A 14,782-nucleotide genomic window follows, 5' to 3' on the forward strand; every position below is an offset into this window, starting at 1 on the left:
GGGGTTACGATCTCGGCAATGCCGGGGTCGTAGCGCAGAGGCAGGCGCGCCGGACTGCTCGTCCGGAGCACGCCGGTTCGAATCCGGCCGCCCTGGCAGGCTGGGTCCTCTCGCGTGGGCGCCGAGGTGGAACGCGGGAGGAGCGCCATGATCACCGACGCCGAGCTGGCCGCGTTCCACGAGACCGTCGCGCGGCTGCGGGCCCTGCCCGTCGATGACCCCGTGCGGTTGAAGGCCGAACGCGTCGCCGAGTCCTTCGCCCGTGAAGGCCGCCAGCTCCGCAAAAAGGAGCGCGCCGCGGAGCGCGTCCAGGCCGACGCCGCGGTGGATGCCGCCACCGCTACCGGGGCACTCGACCGGCGTGAGGACGCCCCATTGCGCGTCGCCCCCGATGCGGTGTCCCGGCCGCTCTTCCGGCCGCGGCACTGTTACGTCTGCAAGGAGCCCTACCGGCTCGCGCACGCCTTCTACCACCGGCTCTGCCCTTCCTGCGCCCAGGAAAACGCCGACCGCCGGAACGCGCGCGCCGACCTGACCGGCCGCCGCGCGCTGCTCACCGGAGGCCGGGTGAAGATCGGCTTCCAGCTCGCCCTGATGCTGCTGCGGGACGGGGCCGAACTGCTCGTCACGACCCGGTTCCCGCGTGACGCCCAGCGCCGCTTCGAGGCGGCCGACGGCAGCGAACGGTGGCTGGACCGGCTCACCGTGCTCGGCGTCGACCTGCGGGATCCCCGTCAGGTGCTCGGCCTCGCCGAGTCGCTGCGGGCCGACGGCAAGCCGCTCGACATCCTCGTCAACAACGCCGCCCAGACCGTGCGGCGGCCGCCCGAGTCCTACGCCGCGCTGATCGACGGCGAGACCGGGAAGCTGCCCTCGAACGTCCGGCTCGCGCCCGGGTTCAGCCCGATGCTCGCGCTGGGGCAGAGCCGCGGCGCCCTCGCTCTCGCTCTCGCCGACGTCGACGAAGCGGGGCTGCTGCCGGACACGGCGCCCGCCAACTCGTGGTCGGCTCGCGTCGGCGAGCTCGACGCCGCGGAAGTGCTGGAAACCCAGTTGGTCAACGCGCTCGCGCCGACCCTGCTGTGCGACCGGTTGCTGCCGCTGTTGCTGGCTTCGCCGCACCCGCGCCGGTACGTCGTCAACGTGACCGCCGTCGAGGGCCGGTTCGCCGTGCGGAACAAGACCTCCGGCCACCCGCACACCAACATGGCCAAGGCGGCGCTCAACATGCTGACGCGCACCAGCGGGCCCGAACTCGCCGAGCGGGGCGTCTACATGTGCTCGGTCGACACCGGGTGGATCACCGACGAGAACCCGCTGCCGAAGAAGGCCCGGCTCGCCGGGGACGGCTTCCGCACGCCGCTGGACGTCGTGGACGGGGCCGCGCGCGTCTACGACCCGATCGTGCGCGGCGAGCGGGGTGCGCCGCTCGCGGGCGTGTTCCTGAAGGACTACCGGGAGGCGGCGTGGTGAGCCCGCTCGAACCCCTCCTCGCGTGGCTGCGCACCGGAACGGTCACCACCGAACGGCGGGACTTCCCGACCGGCACGGCGCTGCCCGACGGACGGCTCGACCTGTGCAAGTCGGGGCTCGGCCCGGACGGCGCGGCCCAGGTGGCGGCGGCCCTCCGGCCCGGCGTGGTCAAGCACCTCCTGCTGGGCACGGACGGACTCGGCGACGGCGCGGCGGAGGTGGCCGGGCAGGCCGTCGAGCGCGAGGTCGAGACCCTCTACCTCGGCTGCAACGGCATCACCGCGGGCGGCGTGTGCCGGATCGCGGACAACCTGCGCATGTCACCGCAGGCGGGCAAGGTGACGGGGGTCTGGCTCAAGCGCAACCCGATCGGCGACGGCGACGCGGCGGCCGCGATCATCGAGGCCGCGCGGTCGCTGCGCACGGTGGACCTCGTCCAAACCGGACTGGACGCCACGGGCGTGGCGAGGGTGGCGGCGGCGGTTCTCGCGGCGGCCGAGTCGGGACGGCGCATCGAGCGGCTGTACGTCGGCGGCAACCCGCTCGGCCCGGCCGGGGCGGCACCCCTCGCGGCTTTGCTGGCCGCCGACGCCGTGAGCGAGCTGTACGTGTCCGCCGCCCAGCTGGGTGACGAGGGTGCTTGCACGATCGCCGACGCGCTGGTGCCGGGGAGCTTGCGCCGGATCTCGTTGGCCAGCAACGGGATCGGCCCGCACGCGGCGGCCAGGCTGGTGGCTTCGGCTGCCTGGGCCGGGGTGGAGGTGTGCGATCTCGGGCGGGTGAAGGCCGCGAAGGTCCTCGACGCTGGGGACAACCGGCTGGACGAGGCCGCGACGACGGCCATCGCCGACGCGCTCGCGGAGCGGCCGCACGGGCTGCGGCACCTGGTTTTGAGCAACACCGGGCTCGACAGCCGCGCGGCTCACCGGTTGCTGGACGGCGCAGGGCGAGCGGCCACGCCCACCCGGTTCGTGCTGGGGAAGGGCGTGGCGACGAGCATCCGGCGGCGGTTGGACCTGGCGAGCGCGATGGTTCCCGAGCGGCCGCCGGTGCCTGCGGATGTGGCGGCGGTGCAAAGTGTGCACCGCCAGCCGCCTCCGGGTTAGCGCGGCGGCTCGGCCCGGTGAGCGCGCGGCGGTTGCCGAGCGGCTGCCGGTGTCTGCCGCGCCTCCAGGGCAGCGCGGCAGCATCCGGCGCCGCCGTGCACCGCCAGCTCAGCGTGGCAGCTTCGTGAAAACCTCCACCCAGAACCGCTGCCGGTCGTCACTCACCCCGACCAAATACGTGGCCCGCAGCTTGGGCGGCAGCAACGCCACCAGCCGCGCGACGACCTTCCGGTGCCTGCGCAACTGGGACAGCTCCGCGTTGGCGAGCACCCGGTGCACGACGTCGCTGCCGTCACCTCCTTCCGGCGACGCCGACTCCGACCGCAGCCGCTCCACCCAGCGGCCCGCCTGCCTGGCGAAGCTCGGCCAGACCGGTCACCTTGCGGTCCGCCAGCCGGTCGATCAGCGCGGTCAGCGGCACCGGTGCGTACTCGCCGTCGCCGAGGTAGATCGTCGCCTGCTCCAGCGGCAGCCCGCGCTCGTGCAGCTTGACCAGCCGCTCGATGGTCCTCTTCGTGATCCACTCGCGGCCCTCGTCGTCGATGTCGTGCTTCCACCACTCCAGCACCGTTTCGGCGACGCCGCCGTACTTGCGGATCAGCCACTCGTTCGCCGGGATGTCGCCCGGCTCGACCACCAGCGACGCCGTGAACCGGGTCGCCTGTGCGATGTTGTTGCGGGACACCAGGAGCTTGCGCCCCAGGTGGTAGGGTGGGTTCTGGATCGCCACCTGGGCGCGCAGGTTCTCGATCGGCCGCCCGGCGAGCGACCACTCCTGCGTGATCTCCATCAGCCGCGCGAACGCCGCCTTGTCCTTGGGGCGGTTGTACTCGTCCCAGACGATCGCCTTCGGCTCCCGGCCGGTGAACGGCCGCGCCATCAGGTTCTCCAGCGTGCCGTCCGACGTCGGGATCGGCGCGCACAGGTCCTCGACGTTCGTCACCGGCAACGAAAAGTACAACGGGTCGCGGCCGAGCCCGCCCGGATCGTCTCGCGCACCACCTCCGTCTTGCCGCAGCCCGGCGGCCCCTGCAGCAGCACGCTCCAGCGGTTGCGCAGCGCCGCCCGCAGCACGCGCCGGACCGGATCCGGGACGGTGGCGGGGTTTCGGACGCCCAGCGCGTCGGCGAGGCGGCCGAGGATCTCGGCGGTGCGGTCCACGCGCTTGTCCGCCAGCCGCAGGCGCTCGCCGTTGACCAGCGGAAGCGCCCAGCGCAGCGGGAACTCCTCGCGGGCGAGCGCCAAGACGTGGTCCATCGTGCGCGGCGACAACAGCTCGCGCAGCTCCGGCCCGAGCGAGCTCCACACCGCGAAGAACGCCGTCAGGTCCCAGTCGCGGTGACGCGCCGCGAGCGTCTCGCGCCACGCCGTGTCGTTGGCCGTCACCCGCACGGTCACCATCCGGTCCAGGATCGCGAGGTCGCTGCGCCGCGCCGACGTCTCGGCGAGCGATTCGTTGTCCGTCAGGAAGACGCCGACGCAGCCGAGCGCGCGCAGGTCGTACTCGCCGAGCGTCCAGTTGCACGCGACCTGCATGAGCTGCGACTGGATCGTCTCCGCCGCCTGCTGCGAGTCGTCGATCAGCAGCACGAACGGCTTGCCCGGCCGCAGCTGGCTCATCACCAGCTGTCGCAGCACGAACTCGCCGTCCTCGCGCACCGGGGCGTTGACCAGCAGGTCGTCCGGCGTCAGGTTGGCGGCGGGCACGTACACCAGTTCGGTGCCGGGGTGCGCTTCGGCGATGTGCGAGAAGAACGTCGCGGTCTTGCCGATGCCGTGGGTGCCGAAGATCTGCCCGGTCTGGCCGATGTCGATCATCGCGTCGATGAAGCCGGCCAGCCGGGAGGGGGATGCGGTCATCGGTGTCTTCCGGTCACGGGCCGCACGCGGTGGCAGGCCATGGGTGGGGTGTGCGCGTCGGGCCAGTCGTCGCCGCCCTCGGTGATCAGCCAGATCCACTTGTCCGGCTCGGCCGGCGTCACGGGCGGGGCGTACCCGTCGGTGAGCACGACGACGGCGTCCGGGCGGTCCTCGAAGTGCTTTCCCTCCACTGTGGACCGTCCCTCGACGTGGTCCACCACGGCCTGGAAGCTGGTGCCGCCCCCGCCACGCACCGGTTCGCCGGGCCGGAACGGCATCACCACGCCGTCGAAGGACAGCCAGTGCGCCTGCACGCCGTCGATCCCGCCGACCAGCTCGGTCATCCAGTCCACCACGCTCGAGGGCATCGACCCGGACGTGTCGTAGGCGATGACCAGCACCTTGTCCCGCACCGGCCCGCGTCGCGACAGCATCGGCTCGTGGCCGAGCGCGGCCAGCACGGCGCCGCGTTTCTTCGGGTACACCAGCCGCTCGCCCTCGCGCAGCTTCGAGCCGAGCACGTCGACCAGCCATCGCTGCCACCAGTCGACCCGGCCGGTCCGGGCCGTCACGCCCCGCAGCACCCCCGCGCCGAGGTTGCCCCAGATTCGGCTCGCCGTCTCCTCGGTGCGGCCCATCAGGTCGAGCAGCTCCGACTCGGCGCCGACGTGACCGCGGCGGGCCGCCAGCAGCGCGTTCAGCAACGCCGACGACACGACCGCGTCGGCCGTCTCCCGGTCCGCCGGGACCCGGTGGGTCAGGTGGACGCACGACGGCGAAGGCACCGGCGGGTGCTTCATGCGCTTGAGTTCGGTGTAGACGGTCAAGTCAGTCTCGATGAAGTCGTTGTAGGCCAACGGTTCCAGGCCTTGGTTGGTGAGGTCTTCGACGTACCGCGCGTGGACGTCCGCGGGGTCGACGCCGACCGGTTTCCCGGCCAGCATGGGAAGCTCCCGGCCCAACCGGACGATCGCGACGTGGTTGATCACGACCTCGGCCGCGAGGGTGAACACCGGGTCGTCGCGCAGCTCCGGCTCGGCGAACAGGTGCCGGTGCACCAGGTGCCGGGCCTCGTGGAACAGCACGAACTTGACGCCGTCCAGCCCGATGCCGACGAAGAATCCCGGGTTGAAGAGCAGGAGGCACGTGCCGTCGCCGGACGCGACGACGGCCGCGGTGTCGATCGCCGTCGTGGCGATCTGGTGACGGCACTTGGCGTACAGCCACGAGCCGACCACGGACTCGGCGAGCCCGAAGTCGAGCAGCGCGGCCTCCTTGAGGCGTTCCGCCTCGGCGATCACCGCGGCCGGGGCGGGCCGCCACTCCGCCAGCGCCCGCCGGTCGGTGAGGTCGACGACCGGCGGTCGTTTCCGGTCCTCCATGGTTCCCCCTGTAGCATCCGGGCCGACGGGTCGTAGCGCAGAGGCAGTCGCACCTCCCTGCAAGGAGGGACACGCTGGTTCGAATCCAGCCGCCCGTCGCTCACACCCGCGCGACGGCGCCGCTTGTGACCACCAGTTCAGGCACGGTTCCGGCGAACGTCGGCAGCAGCTGCGCGAGCACCGCCCACGCGTCCGCGTTCGCCGCGAGTTCGGCGCGCACCAGCGGCGCCAGCGTGGCGGCGGCCTCGCCCACCCGCCGCGGGAACAGCTGGGCGCCGAGGTGGAACACCTCCAGCACGGTCCGCGGCGGCCGGCCGCGCTCGACGTACTCCCGCGGTTCGACGATGCCCGACTTGCGGAACCTCGTCACGAACTTGGGGTGCGGGCAGAACCGCGCCCGCAGCGCCGTCGGGCAGTCGATCCGCTCGCCCAGGGCCCAGCGCGCGTAGCCGGGCAGCGGCTCCACCTCGTCCGCTTCGGCGACGTCGGACCAGTCGGGCTTGCTGACGGCTCGCGCCGCCACCCGGGCCGAGCCCATCGTCCGGGCTTCGCGCAACCCGCCGATCAGCCCCCGCGGGTGGACCGGAATGTCCGGTTCCGCGTGCGAGCAGTACCGGTGCCCGCAGTCGACCCGCACGGGCAACGGCCCGTCCCCGGCACCGAACGGCAGGCCGCGCAGGATGTCGCGCTTGACGGCGTCGCCGACGTGGGGCTGGTGGAAGATCCGCCGGTTCGTGTCGGGATCGTCCTGTTCGAGCATCCACAGCAGAACGGACCGCGGTGCGTCCACGCGGCCGAGCCGCCAGACGGCGTCCTCGTCGCCGACCGGGACCGGCTCGCCGATCCCGAGCCGCCGCGTCACGTCGGCCGCGTCGCCGGGATCGATGAGCGTGAGCAGGAAACGCACTCCTGGCTCGGCACCGCGACTGGTCACGACGGCGAGTATCGCAGAACGGGTGGCGGGCTCGCGCCGGGTTTACCGCGCGGGCAACTGGCCCGCCGCGAGGACGAAAGTCACTTCGGAGCGTGACATTGTCCCGGTGATCGCCTCGGCTCGTTCGCCGAAGCTGGACAGCGTGCGGCGGACACCAGGGTGGTGTCGCGGCGCGGCGAACCCGCCGGGCCGGACCGCCCGGAGGAGTCACGTTGTCCACTCGGCCAGTTCCCGCGAACGACCAGGTTCCCGGTCACGGTCCGCTGCTCGGCGTCCGCCGGTTCCTGACCAAGGAGACCGTCGGGGACCACGGGCGGACCCTGCACCAGATCGACCCGAACGCCTGGGAGTCCTTCTACCGCGACCGGTGGAGCTACGACCGCGTCGTGCGCTCCACCCACGGCGTCAACTGCACCGGGTCGTGCTCGTGGAACGTCTTCGTCAAGGACGACCTGATCACCTGGGAGCACCAGGCCACCGACTACCCGACGACCGGCCCGGACAGCCCGGACTACGAGCCGCGCGGCTGTCCCCGCGGCGCGTCCTTCTCCTGGTACGAGTACTCGCCGTCGCGGGTGCGGTACCCGTACGTGCGCGGCTCGCTGCTCACCATGTTCCGCGCCGGCCTGAAGCGGTTCGGCGACCCGGTGCTGGCGTGGGCGGACATCGTCGAGGACCCGCGAAAGGCCGAGGCCTACAAGGGGCAGCGCGGCCGCGGCGGGTTCCTGCGGGCCACCTTCGACGAGGCCACCACGATGGTGGCCGCCGCGCACGTCTACACGACCAAGACCTTCGGGCCCGACCGCGTCGTCGGGTTCTCGCCGATCCCGGCGATGTCGATGGCGTCCTTCGCCGCGGGCACCCGCTACCACGCGCTGCTCGGCGGCACGCTCCTGTCGTTCTACGACTGGTACGCCGACCTGCCCGTCGCCTCCCCGCAGGTGTGGGGCGACCAGACCGACGTCCCCGAGGCCGGTGACTGGTGGAACGCCACCTACCTGGTCATGTGGGGCTCCAACATCCCGGTGACGCGCACGCCGGACGCGCACTTCCTCGCCGAGGCCCGCTACCGCGGCACCAAGGTCGTCGCGGTCAGCCCCGACTACGCCGACAACGTCAAGTTCGCCGACGACTGGCTGGCCCCGCACCCCGGCACCGACGGCGCGCTCGCGATGGCCATGGGTCACGTCGTGCTCACCGAGTTCTTCCGCGAGCGCGAGGTCCCGTACTTCACCGACTACGTGCGGTCCTACACCGACCTGCCGTTCCTGGTGACGCTGCGGGAACGCGAGCCGGGCGTGTACGCCACCGACCGGTTCCTCACCGCCGCCGACCTGGGTGACACCACCGAAAGCGCGCAGCACAAGACCGTCCTGCTCGACGACGCCACCGGCGAACCCGCCGTGCCCAACGGCTCGCTCGGGTTCCGGTACGGCGCCGAGGGCGAAGGCCGCTGGAACCTCGACCTCGGCGACGTCGTGCCCGCGCTCGGCGTGCTCGGCCACGCCACCGGGCAGGTCGCCGTCGACCTCGCCCGCTTCGACGTCGGCGAGACCGAGGGCGGGGCCACCATGCGCCGCGGCGTCCCGGTCGTGCGCGTCGGCGAGCACCTGGTCACCGGCGTGTTCGACCTGGTCATGGCCCAGTACGGCGTGCGCCGCGGCGACCTGCCCGGCGAGTGGCCGTCCGGCTACGACGACGCCGAAGCCCCGCACACCCCGGCGTGGCAGGAGCGGATCACCGGCGTCCCCGCGGCGCTGGCGGCGAAGATGGGGCGCGAGTTCGCCCGCAACGCCGAGCGCAGCCGCGGCCGGTCGCTGATCGCGCTCGGCGCGGGCGCGAACCAGTGGTTCCACTCCGACATGACCTACCGCGCGTTCATCGCGCTGGTCACCCTCACCGGCTGCCAGGGCGTCAACGGCGGCGGCTGGGCGCACTACGTCGGCCAGGAGAAGGCCCGCCCGGTCACCGGGCAGCAGCACCTGAGCTTCGCCTTCGACTGGCAGCGGCCGATGCGCCACCAGGCGAGCACGCCGTTCTGGTACCTGCACACCGACCAGTGGCGCTACGAGAAGGTGCCCGCCGACGAGCTCGCGTCCCCGCTCGGGCAGGGCAGGCTCGCCGGGATGACGTTCGCCGACACCGTCGCGGCCGCCCAGCGGATGGGCTGGTCGCCGGGGCACCCGGCGTTCGACCGCAACCCGCTCGACCTGACCGACGAGGCCGCGGCCGCCGGGGTGAGCACGGCCGAGCACATCGTCAACGAGCTGCGGGCAGGACGGCTGCACGCGGTCGCCGACGACCCCGACGACCCGGCGAACTTCCCCCGCTGCCTGACGCTGTGGCGGGCCAACCTGCTCGGCTCGTCCGGCAAGGGCAACGAGTTCTTCATGAAGCACCTGCTCGGCGTCGAATCGCTGGCCTCGGCCGACGAGTGCGGCCCGGACGAGCGGCCCCGCGACGTCGCGTGGCGGGACGAGGCGCCCACCGGCAAGCTCGACCTGCTCACCGCGATCGACTTCCGGATGACCAACACCGGCCTGCACGCCGACGTCGTGCTGCCCGCCGCGACCTGGTACGAGAAGCACGACATCTCCACGACCGACATGCACCCGTTCGTGCACGCCTTCTCGCCGGCGGTCGCCCCGCCCGGCGAGGTCCGCACCGACTACGACGCCTTCCTGTCGCTCGCGGACAAGGTCGGCGAGCTCGCGGTCACCCACCTCGGCACCCGCCGCGACGTCCTGGCCGCGCCGCTGCAGCACGACACTCCCGACGAGCTGGCGACGCCGTCGGGCCGGGTGCGCGACTGGCGCCACGGTGAGTGCGAGCCGATCCCGGGCGTGACCATGCCGAAGCTGGTCGAGGTCGAGCGCGACTACACGCTCATCGGCGCCAAGATGCGCGCGGTCGGCCCGCTGCTGGACAAGCTCGGCACCACGACCAAGGGCATCACCGTGGACGTCACGCCGGAGCTGGAGTACCTGCGCCGCCAGAACGGCGTCGTGACCGAAGGCCCGTTCGCGGGTCGGCCGTCACTGTCCACAGCGGACCGGATGTGCGAGGCGATCCTCGCCCTGTCCGGCACCACCAACGGCCGGGTCGCGCACGAAGGCTTCCTGCAGCTGGAAAAGCGGACCGGGCAGCCGTTCACCGACCTCGTCGAAGGCCACGAGGAGCACCACGTCACCTACGCGGCCACGCAGGAGGCGCCGCAGCCGGTGATCACGAGCCCGGAGTGGTCCGGCTCGGAGAAGGGCGGCCGCCGGTACTCGCCGTTCACCATCAACGTCGAGCGGCGCAAGCCCTGGCACACGCTCACCGGGCGGCAGCACTTCTTCGTCGAGCACGACTGGGTCGCCGAGCTCGGCGAGCACCTGCCCGGCTACCGGCCGCCGCTGAACATGGCCCGCCACTTCGGCAAGCCCGGCGAGCTCGCCGACGGCGGCGTAACCGTCCGGTTCCTCACCCCGCACGCGAAGTGGTCGGTGCACTCGATGTACCACGACAACGAGCTGATGCTCGCGCTTTCCCGCGGCGGGCCGGTGATCTGGATGAGCGTCGAGGACGCCGCCAAGATCGGCGTCGCCGACAACGACTGGGTCGAGGCGGTCAACCGCAACGGCGTCGTCGTCGCGCGCGCGGTGGTCAGCCACCGGATGCCCGAGGGCACGGTGTTCCAGTACCACTCGCCCGAGCGCACGGTGAACGTCCCGAAGACGGAAAAAACCGGAAAGCGCGGCGGCTACCACAACTCGATGACCCGGCTGCTGGTCAAGCCGACGCACCTCGCGGGCGGGCACGCCCAGCTGACCTACGCCTTCAACTACTACGGCCCCATCGGCAGCCAGCGTGACGAGATCACCGTGATCCGGCGGCGCAGCCAGGAAGTGGAGTACTGACATGCGCATCCGCGCTCAAGTGGCGATGGTGATGAACCTCGACAAGTGCATCGGCTGCCACACGTGTTCGGTCACCTGCAAGCAGACGTGGACGAACCGCGAAGGCACCGAGTACGTCTGGTTCAACAACGTCGAGACGAAACCCGGCATCGGCTACCCGAAGCACTACGAAGACCAAGAACGCTGGAAGGGCGGCTGGAAGCTGGACGCCAAGGGCCGCCTGGTCCTGCGCTCCGGCGGTCGCGTGAAGCGGCTGTCGCGGATCTTCGCCAACCCGGACCTGCCGACGCTCGAGGACTACTACGAGCCCGCGACCTTCGACAAGGACGTCCTCGTCGACGCTCCCGCGGGGCTGACCGACACGCCGGTCAAGCGGCCGCGGTCGGCGCTCACCGGCGAGCCGATGAGCCTGGAGTGGGGCGCCAACTGGGAAGACGGCCTCGGTGGCGCCCACGAGCGCGCCGGCACCGACCCGAACCTCACCGCGATGGACCCGGAAGCGGCCGCCCGGGTGAAGTTCGAGTTCGAGAAGACCTTCATGTTCCACCTGCCCCGGATCTGCGAGCACTGCCTCAACCCCGCGTGCGTCTCGGCGTGCCCGTCGGGCGCGATGTACAAGCGGGAAGAGGACGGCATCGTCCTGGTCGACCAGGACCGCTGCCGCGGCTGGCGGATGTGCGTGAGCGCGTGCCCGTACAAGAAGGTCTACGTCAACCACGCCACCGGCAAGGCCGAGAAGTGCACCTTCTGCTTCCCGCGCATCGAGGCCGGGCAGCCGACCATCTGCTCGGAGACCTGCGTCGGCCGGTTGCGCTACCTCGGCCTGGTCTTCTACGACGAGGACGCCGTGCTCGCCGCCGCGTCCGTCGAGGACGAGCGCGAACTGCTCGCCGCGCAGCGGGACGTCTTCCTCGACCCGCACGACCCGGAGACCGTCCGCCTGGCCACCGAAGCGGGGCTGCCCGAAGAGTGGATCCTCGCCGCGCAGGCGTCGCCGGTGTGGCGGCTGATCAGCGAGTACCGGATCGCGCTGCCGCTGCACCCGGAGTACCGCACGCTGCCGATGGTCTGGTACGTCCCGCCGCTGTCGCCGGTGCTGGACGCCGTCGGCGCGGCCGGGCGCGACGACACCGACGCCGACGACGTCTTCCACACCATCCGCGACCTGCGGATCCCGGTGGAGTACCTGGCCGAGCTGTTCACCGCGGGCGACGCCGACGCGGTGGCCGGCGTGCTGATGAAGCTGGCGGCGATGCGCTCCTACATGCGGGCCCGCACCCTCGACGGCACCGTCGCCGAGGAGATCTGCGACGCCGTGGGCATGCCGGGGGAGCGGATCGAGGCGATGTACCGGCTGCTCGCGATCGCCAAGTACGACGAGCGGTACGTCATCCCTGCCGCGTACACCAAGGCCGCCGCCGAGCTGGAGGCCCAGGCGGCGTCCACTTCGGACTGCTCGCTCGACTGCGCGGGCGGCCCGGGGATGACCGAGCCCGCCGCCCTCGTCTCGCGCCGCTCCGACGGCCGGATCGGGCTGTCCATCGACCCGGCGGGTGCGTCATGACCCCGGAAGACCGGCCGCGCCTGTTCGACCTCGTCTCGCTGCTGCTCACCTATCCCGACAGCCGGTTGTCCGGTGCGGCGGGCGAACTGCGCGCCGCCGTCGGCGAACTCACCGACCCGGCCGTGCGGGAGCCGCTCACGGCGTTCCTCGGCTGGTTCCTAGCCACCGACCCGATCGACGTCGAAGCCCACTACGTGCGGACGTTCGACCTGCGCCGCCGGTGCGGTCTGTACCTGACCTACTACCTGCACGGCGACACTCGCAAGCGCGGCATCGCCCTGCTCACCCTGAAGCAGCGCTACCGCGCCCACGGCCTGCGCCTGGCCGACGGCGAGCTGCCCGACCTGCTGCCGGTGGTGCTGGAGTTCGCCGCCGTCGCGGGTCCCGGCGACGGCGAGGCCCCGCTGCGCCAGCACCGCCGCGGCCTGGAGCTGCTGCGCTCGGCGTTGCGGGAGAACGGATCCCCGTACGCGCACCTGCTCGACGCCGTCGTCGCCGCACTGCCGCCACTGTCCACGGCGGACCGGGAAGCGGTCCGCGCGCTCGCCGAGGACGGCCCGCCCGTCGAGTCCGTCGGCCTGGCGCCCTTCGGTTCCTGCCCTACCCTGGAGAGTGCCCCGTGAGCACGTTCGTCTGGATCGTCGTCCCTTACGCCTGCCTCGCGGTGTTCGTGCTCGGGCACGTGTGGCGCTGGCGCCGCGACCAGTTCGGCTGGACCACCCACACCAGCCAGCTGCTGGAGAGCCGCATCCTGCGCTGGGGTTCGCCGCTGTTCCACCTCGGCGCGTTCGGCGTCATCGGCGGGCACGCGATGGGGCTGCTCGTCCCGGCTTGGCTGACGGCGAAGCTCGGCGTCCCCGAAAGCCTCTACCACGCCACGGCGGTGTGGGGCGGGACGCTCACCGGGGTGATGCTGGCCGCCGGGCTCGTCCTGCTCATCGCCCGCCGGTTCGTCAAGGGCCGGGTCCGCCGCGCCACGACGACCATGGACAAGGTGCTCTACGCGGCACTGGCGGCGATGGTGGTGCTCGGGATGACGGCCACCGTCGGCACCAACCTGCTAGGCGACGGCTACGACTACCGCGAGACGATCGCCGTCTGGTTCCGCGGTGTCTTCTGGTTCTCGCCGCAGAGCCACCTGATGATCGAGGCGCCGCTGGTCTACCAGCTGCACGCGATCGGCGGGTTCCTCTTCCTGGCGCTGTGGCCGTTCACGCGGCTGGTGCACGTGTGGTCGGCGCCGCTGGCCTACCTGTGGCGCCCGTACGTCGTCTACCGCGCCCGCCGCGGCGCGCCGCCCGCGCCCGTCCCGGCCCCCGCCGTCGTGCGCGACCGGGTGCTCGCGGAAGGCAAGCGCGGTGCGTGAGCCGACGGTCGGCGACGTCGTCGTCCGGCTGCCCAAGACCCTGCCCGTCGACACCTCGGTCGCGCAGGCACGGGCCTGTTTCGCCGACGACCACGTCCACATGCTCCTGCTCACCGAAGCCGGGCGCCTGCTGGGCACCTTGCTACGCGAGGACCTCGACGAGGCAGCCGACGGCCCGGCCTTGGCGTACTCGCACGTGGCGGGCCGGACTGTTTCGGCGGACCTGCCCGCCGAAGCCGCTCGCCGCCTGCTGGTGAGCCGGGGACAGCGGCGGCTCGCGGTGGTCGACGGCGACGGCGTCCTCGTCGGCCTGCTGTGCCTCAAGCGGCGCCTGACCGGGTTCTGCGGCGACGCCGACGTCGCCGCCCGTGCCGCCGAGCGTGGCACGTGAAGACGCGTCGCCGGGCGCCCGTGGTCCCGCCGCAGCACGGCGCGTGGGGCTTCCTGGCGCTGCCGCTCCTGCTGGGCATCGCGGCCGCGGGCTGGTCGAGCTGGCTGGTGCCGCTGGCCGTCGCCTGGGTGGCTGCCTACCCGTGCAGCTGGGCGCTGACGGGATTGTTGACCGCCCGGCGGCCCGGACGGTTCCGCACGGCGGCGCTCGTGTGGACCCCGGTCACGGTCCTCGCCGGGGCGCCGGTGCTCGTCACGCACCTGTGGCTTTTTTGGGTCCTGCTCGGCTTCCTCGGCCTGTTCGGCGTCAACCTGTGGCAGGCGCGCCTGCGTCGCGAACGGTCCTTGGCCAACGACCTGGTGCTCATCGCCGAGTGCGTGCTGCTGGTGCCGGTCGTGGCCGGGGTGGTCGCCGGGGGAGTGGCACCGTGGGCGGCGATGACCGCGGCACCGGTGCTCGCCGCCGCGGTGGTCACGGCGCTCGCCCTCGTCGGGTCCACGCTGCACGTGAAGTCCCTGATCCGCGAACGCGCCAATCCCGCTTACACCCACGCGGCAAGGGTTTTCGCGCTGGCGGCGCTGGTGGTGGCCGTCGTCGTGCCCGCGTTGCGGTGGCTGGTGGTGCCGTTCGCCCTGCTGGCCGCCCGCGCGGTGTGGTGGCACGACCCGTCGTGGCGGCCGTCGCGGATCGGCGTGGTGGAGCTGGCGGGGCTGGTTTCCGTTGCGGCCACGGGGTTTCTCGCGTTCTAGTCCGCGATGGACCTTGGTCCTCCACACGGAGGACTTCGGCTCTGTCGGCGAGACC

Annotated in this window: 13 protein-coding genes and 2 tRNA genes; 10 read left to right on the top strand and 5 right to left on the bottom strand. The window is 72.2% G+C overall.

The genetic code is table 11. The features are described from left to right. Positions 1-22: 22 nt before the first annotated feature. From QP939_RS30410 to QP939_RS30420, 3 genes are all read left to right on the top strand, one after another. Positions 23-96, top strand: a tRNA-Ser gene (locus tag QP939_RS30410). Between the two features lie 51 nt (positions 97-147). Then, positions 148-1,473 carry an SDR family NAD(P)-dependent oxidoreductase gene (locus tag QP939_RS30415; RefSeq protein WP_285449609.1) on the top strand — a complete coding sequence of 442 codons (1,326 nt, stop codon included), beginning with the start codon at positions 148-150 and terminating at the stop codon, positions 1,471-1,473. Next, positions 1,470-2,579 carry a leucine-rich repeat domain-containing protein gene (locus QP939_RS30420; protein WP_285449610.1) on the top strand — a complete coding sequence of 370 codons (1,110 nt, stop codon included), beginning with the start codon at positions 1,470-1,472 and terminating at the stop codon, positions 2,577-2,579. The genes QP939_RS30415 and QP939_RS30420 overlap by 4 nt, the downstream gene beginning before the upstream one ends. A 108-nt stretch (positions 2,580-2,687) precedes the next feature. On the opposite strand, the gene QP939_RS30425 is transcribed toward QP939_RS30420, so the two are convergent. The 4 genes from QP939_RS30425 to QP939_RS30440 are packed head-to-tail and all read right to left on the bottom strand — an operon-like array spanning position 2,688 to position 5,821. Next, positions 2,688-2,915, bottom strand: a complete 228-nt coding sequence (locus QP939_RS30425) for a hypothetical protein (RefSeq protein WP_285449611.1) — start codon at positions 2,913-2,915, stop codon at positions 2,688-2,690. After that, positions 2,872-3,522 (bottom strand): hypothetical protein, encoded by a 651-nt coding sequence (locus QP939_RS30430; protein WP_285449612.1) that lies wholly within the window; start codon positions 3,520-3,522, stop codon positions 2,872-2,874. Before QP939_RS30430 ends, QP939_RS30425 begins: the two co-directional genes overlap by 44 nt. Further along, on the bottom strand, positions 3,519-4,439 hold the full coding sequence (locus tag QP939_RS30435) for a hypothetical protein (RefSeq protein WP_285449613.1): 921 nt from the start codon (positions 4,437-4,439) through the stop codon (positions 3,519-3,521). The genes QP939_RS30430 and QP939_RS30435 overlap by 4 nt, the downstream gene beginning before the upstream one ends. Further along, positions 4,436-5,821: a vWA domain-containing protein gene (locus tag QP939_RS30440; protein ID WP_285449614.1), complete on the bottom strand. Its 1,386-nt coding sequence runs from the start codon at positions 5,819-5,821 to the stop codon at positions 4,436-4,438. The genes QP939_RS30435 and QP939_RS30440 overlap by 4 nt, the downstream gene beginning before the upstream one ends. 24 nt (positions 5,822-5,845) lie before the next feature. Between QP939_RS30440 and QP939_RS30445 the strand changes: the two genes are divergently transcribed. Beyond that, positions 5,846-5,920 (top strand) — tRNA-OTHER (locus tag QP939_RS30445). Between the two features lies 1 nt (position 5,921). Here the strand turns inward: QP939_RS30445 and QP939_RS30450 are convergent. Next, a complete protein-coding gene (locus QP939_RS30450) occupies positions 5,922-6,755 on the bottom strand; it encodes a hypothetical protein (RefSeq protein ID WP_285449615.1) in 834 nt (277 codons plus the stop codon). A 212-nt stretch (positions 6,756-6,967) separates the two neighbouring features. Between QP939_RS30450 and QP939_RS30455 the strand changes: the two genes are divergently transcribed. The 6 genes from QP939_RS30455 to QP939_RS30480 are packed head-to-tail and all read left to right on the top strand — an operon-like array spanning position 6,968 to position 14,727. Further along, positions 6,968-10,657 (top strand): nitrate reductase subunit alpha, encoded by a 3,690-nt coding sequence (locus tag QP939_RS30455; RefSeq protein WP_285449616.1) that lies wholly within the window; start codon positions 6,968-6,970, stop codon positions 10,655-10,657. Between the two features lies 1 nt (position 10,658). Continuing rightward, a complete protein-coding gene (gene narH / locus QP939_RS30460; protein ID WP_285449617.1) occupies positions 10,659-12,221 on the top strand; it encodes a nitrate reductase subunit beta in 1,563 nt (520 codons plus the stop codon). Then, positions 12,218-12,844, top strand: coding sequence for a nitrate reductase molybdenum cofactor assembly chaperone (gene narJ, locus QP939_RS30465; RefSeq protein WP_285449618.1), 627 nt, complete (start codon positions 12,218-12,220; stop codon positions 12,842-12,844). The genes narH and narJ overlap by 4 nt, the downstream gene beginning before the upstream one ends. Continuing rightward, a complete protein-coding gene (gene narI, locus QP939_RS30470) occupies positions 12,841-13,587 on the top strand; it encodes a respiratory nitrate reductase subunit gamma (protein WP_285449619.1) in 747 nt (248 codons plus the stop codon). The genes narJ and narI overlap by 4 nt, the downstream gene beginning before the upstream one ends. After that, positions 13,580-13,978: a CBS domain-containing protein gene (locus tag QP939_RS30475; RefSeq protein ID WP_285449620.1), complete on the top strand. Its 399-nt coding sequence runs from the start codon at positions 13,580-13,582 to the stop codon at positions 13,976-13,978. The genes narI and QP939_RS30475 overlap by 8 nt, the downstream gene beginning before the upstream one ends. Next, complete coding sequence (locus QP939_RS30480; protein WP_285449621.1) at positions 13,975-14,727, top strand: YwiC-like family protein; 753 nt, start codon at positions 13,975-13,977, stop codon at positions 14,725-14,727. The genes QP939_RS30475 and QP939_RS30480 overlap by 4 nt, the downstream gene beginning before the upstream one ends. Positions 14,728-14,782 lie beyond the last annotated feature (55 nt).

The organism is Amycolatopsis nalaikhensis, from assembly GCF_030264295.1.
Classification (GTDB): Bacteria; Actinomycetota; Actinomycetes; order Mycobacteriales; family Pseudonocardiaceae; genus Amycolatopsis; species Amycolatopsis nalaikhensis.

Bases quoted from the DNA above. Each gene is read 5' to 3' on its own strand.
- QP939_RS30415 (WP_285449609.1), top strand. From the start codon at position 148: ATGATCACCGACGCCGAGCTGGCCGCGTTCCACGAGACCGTCGCGCGG.
- narJ (WP_285449618.1), top strand. From the start codon at position 12,218: ATGACCCCGGAAGACCGGCCGCGCCTGTTCGACCTCGTCTCGCTGCTG.
- narH (WP_285449617.1), top strand. From the start codon at position 10,659: ATGCGCATCCGCGCTCAAGTGGCGATGGTGATGAACCTCGACAAGTGC.
- QP939_RS30440 (WP_285449614.1), bottom strand. From the start codon at position 5,821: ATGGAGGACCGGAAACGACCGCCGGTCGTCGACCTCACCGACCGGCGG.
- QP939_RS30435 (WP_285449613.1), bottom strand. From the start codon at position 4,439: ATGACCGCATCCCCCTCCCGGCTGGCCGGCTTCATCGACGCGATGATC.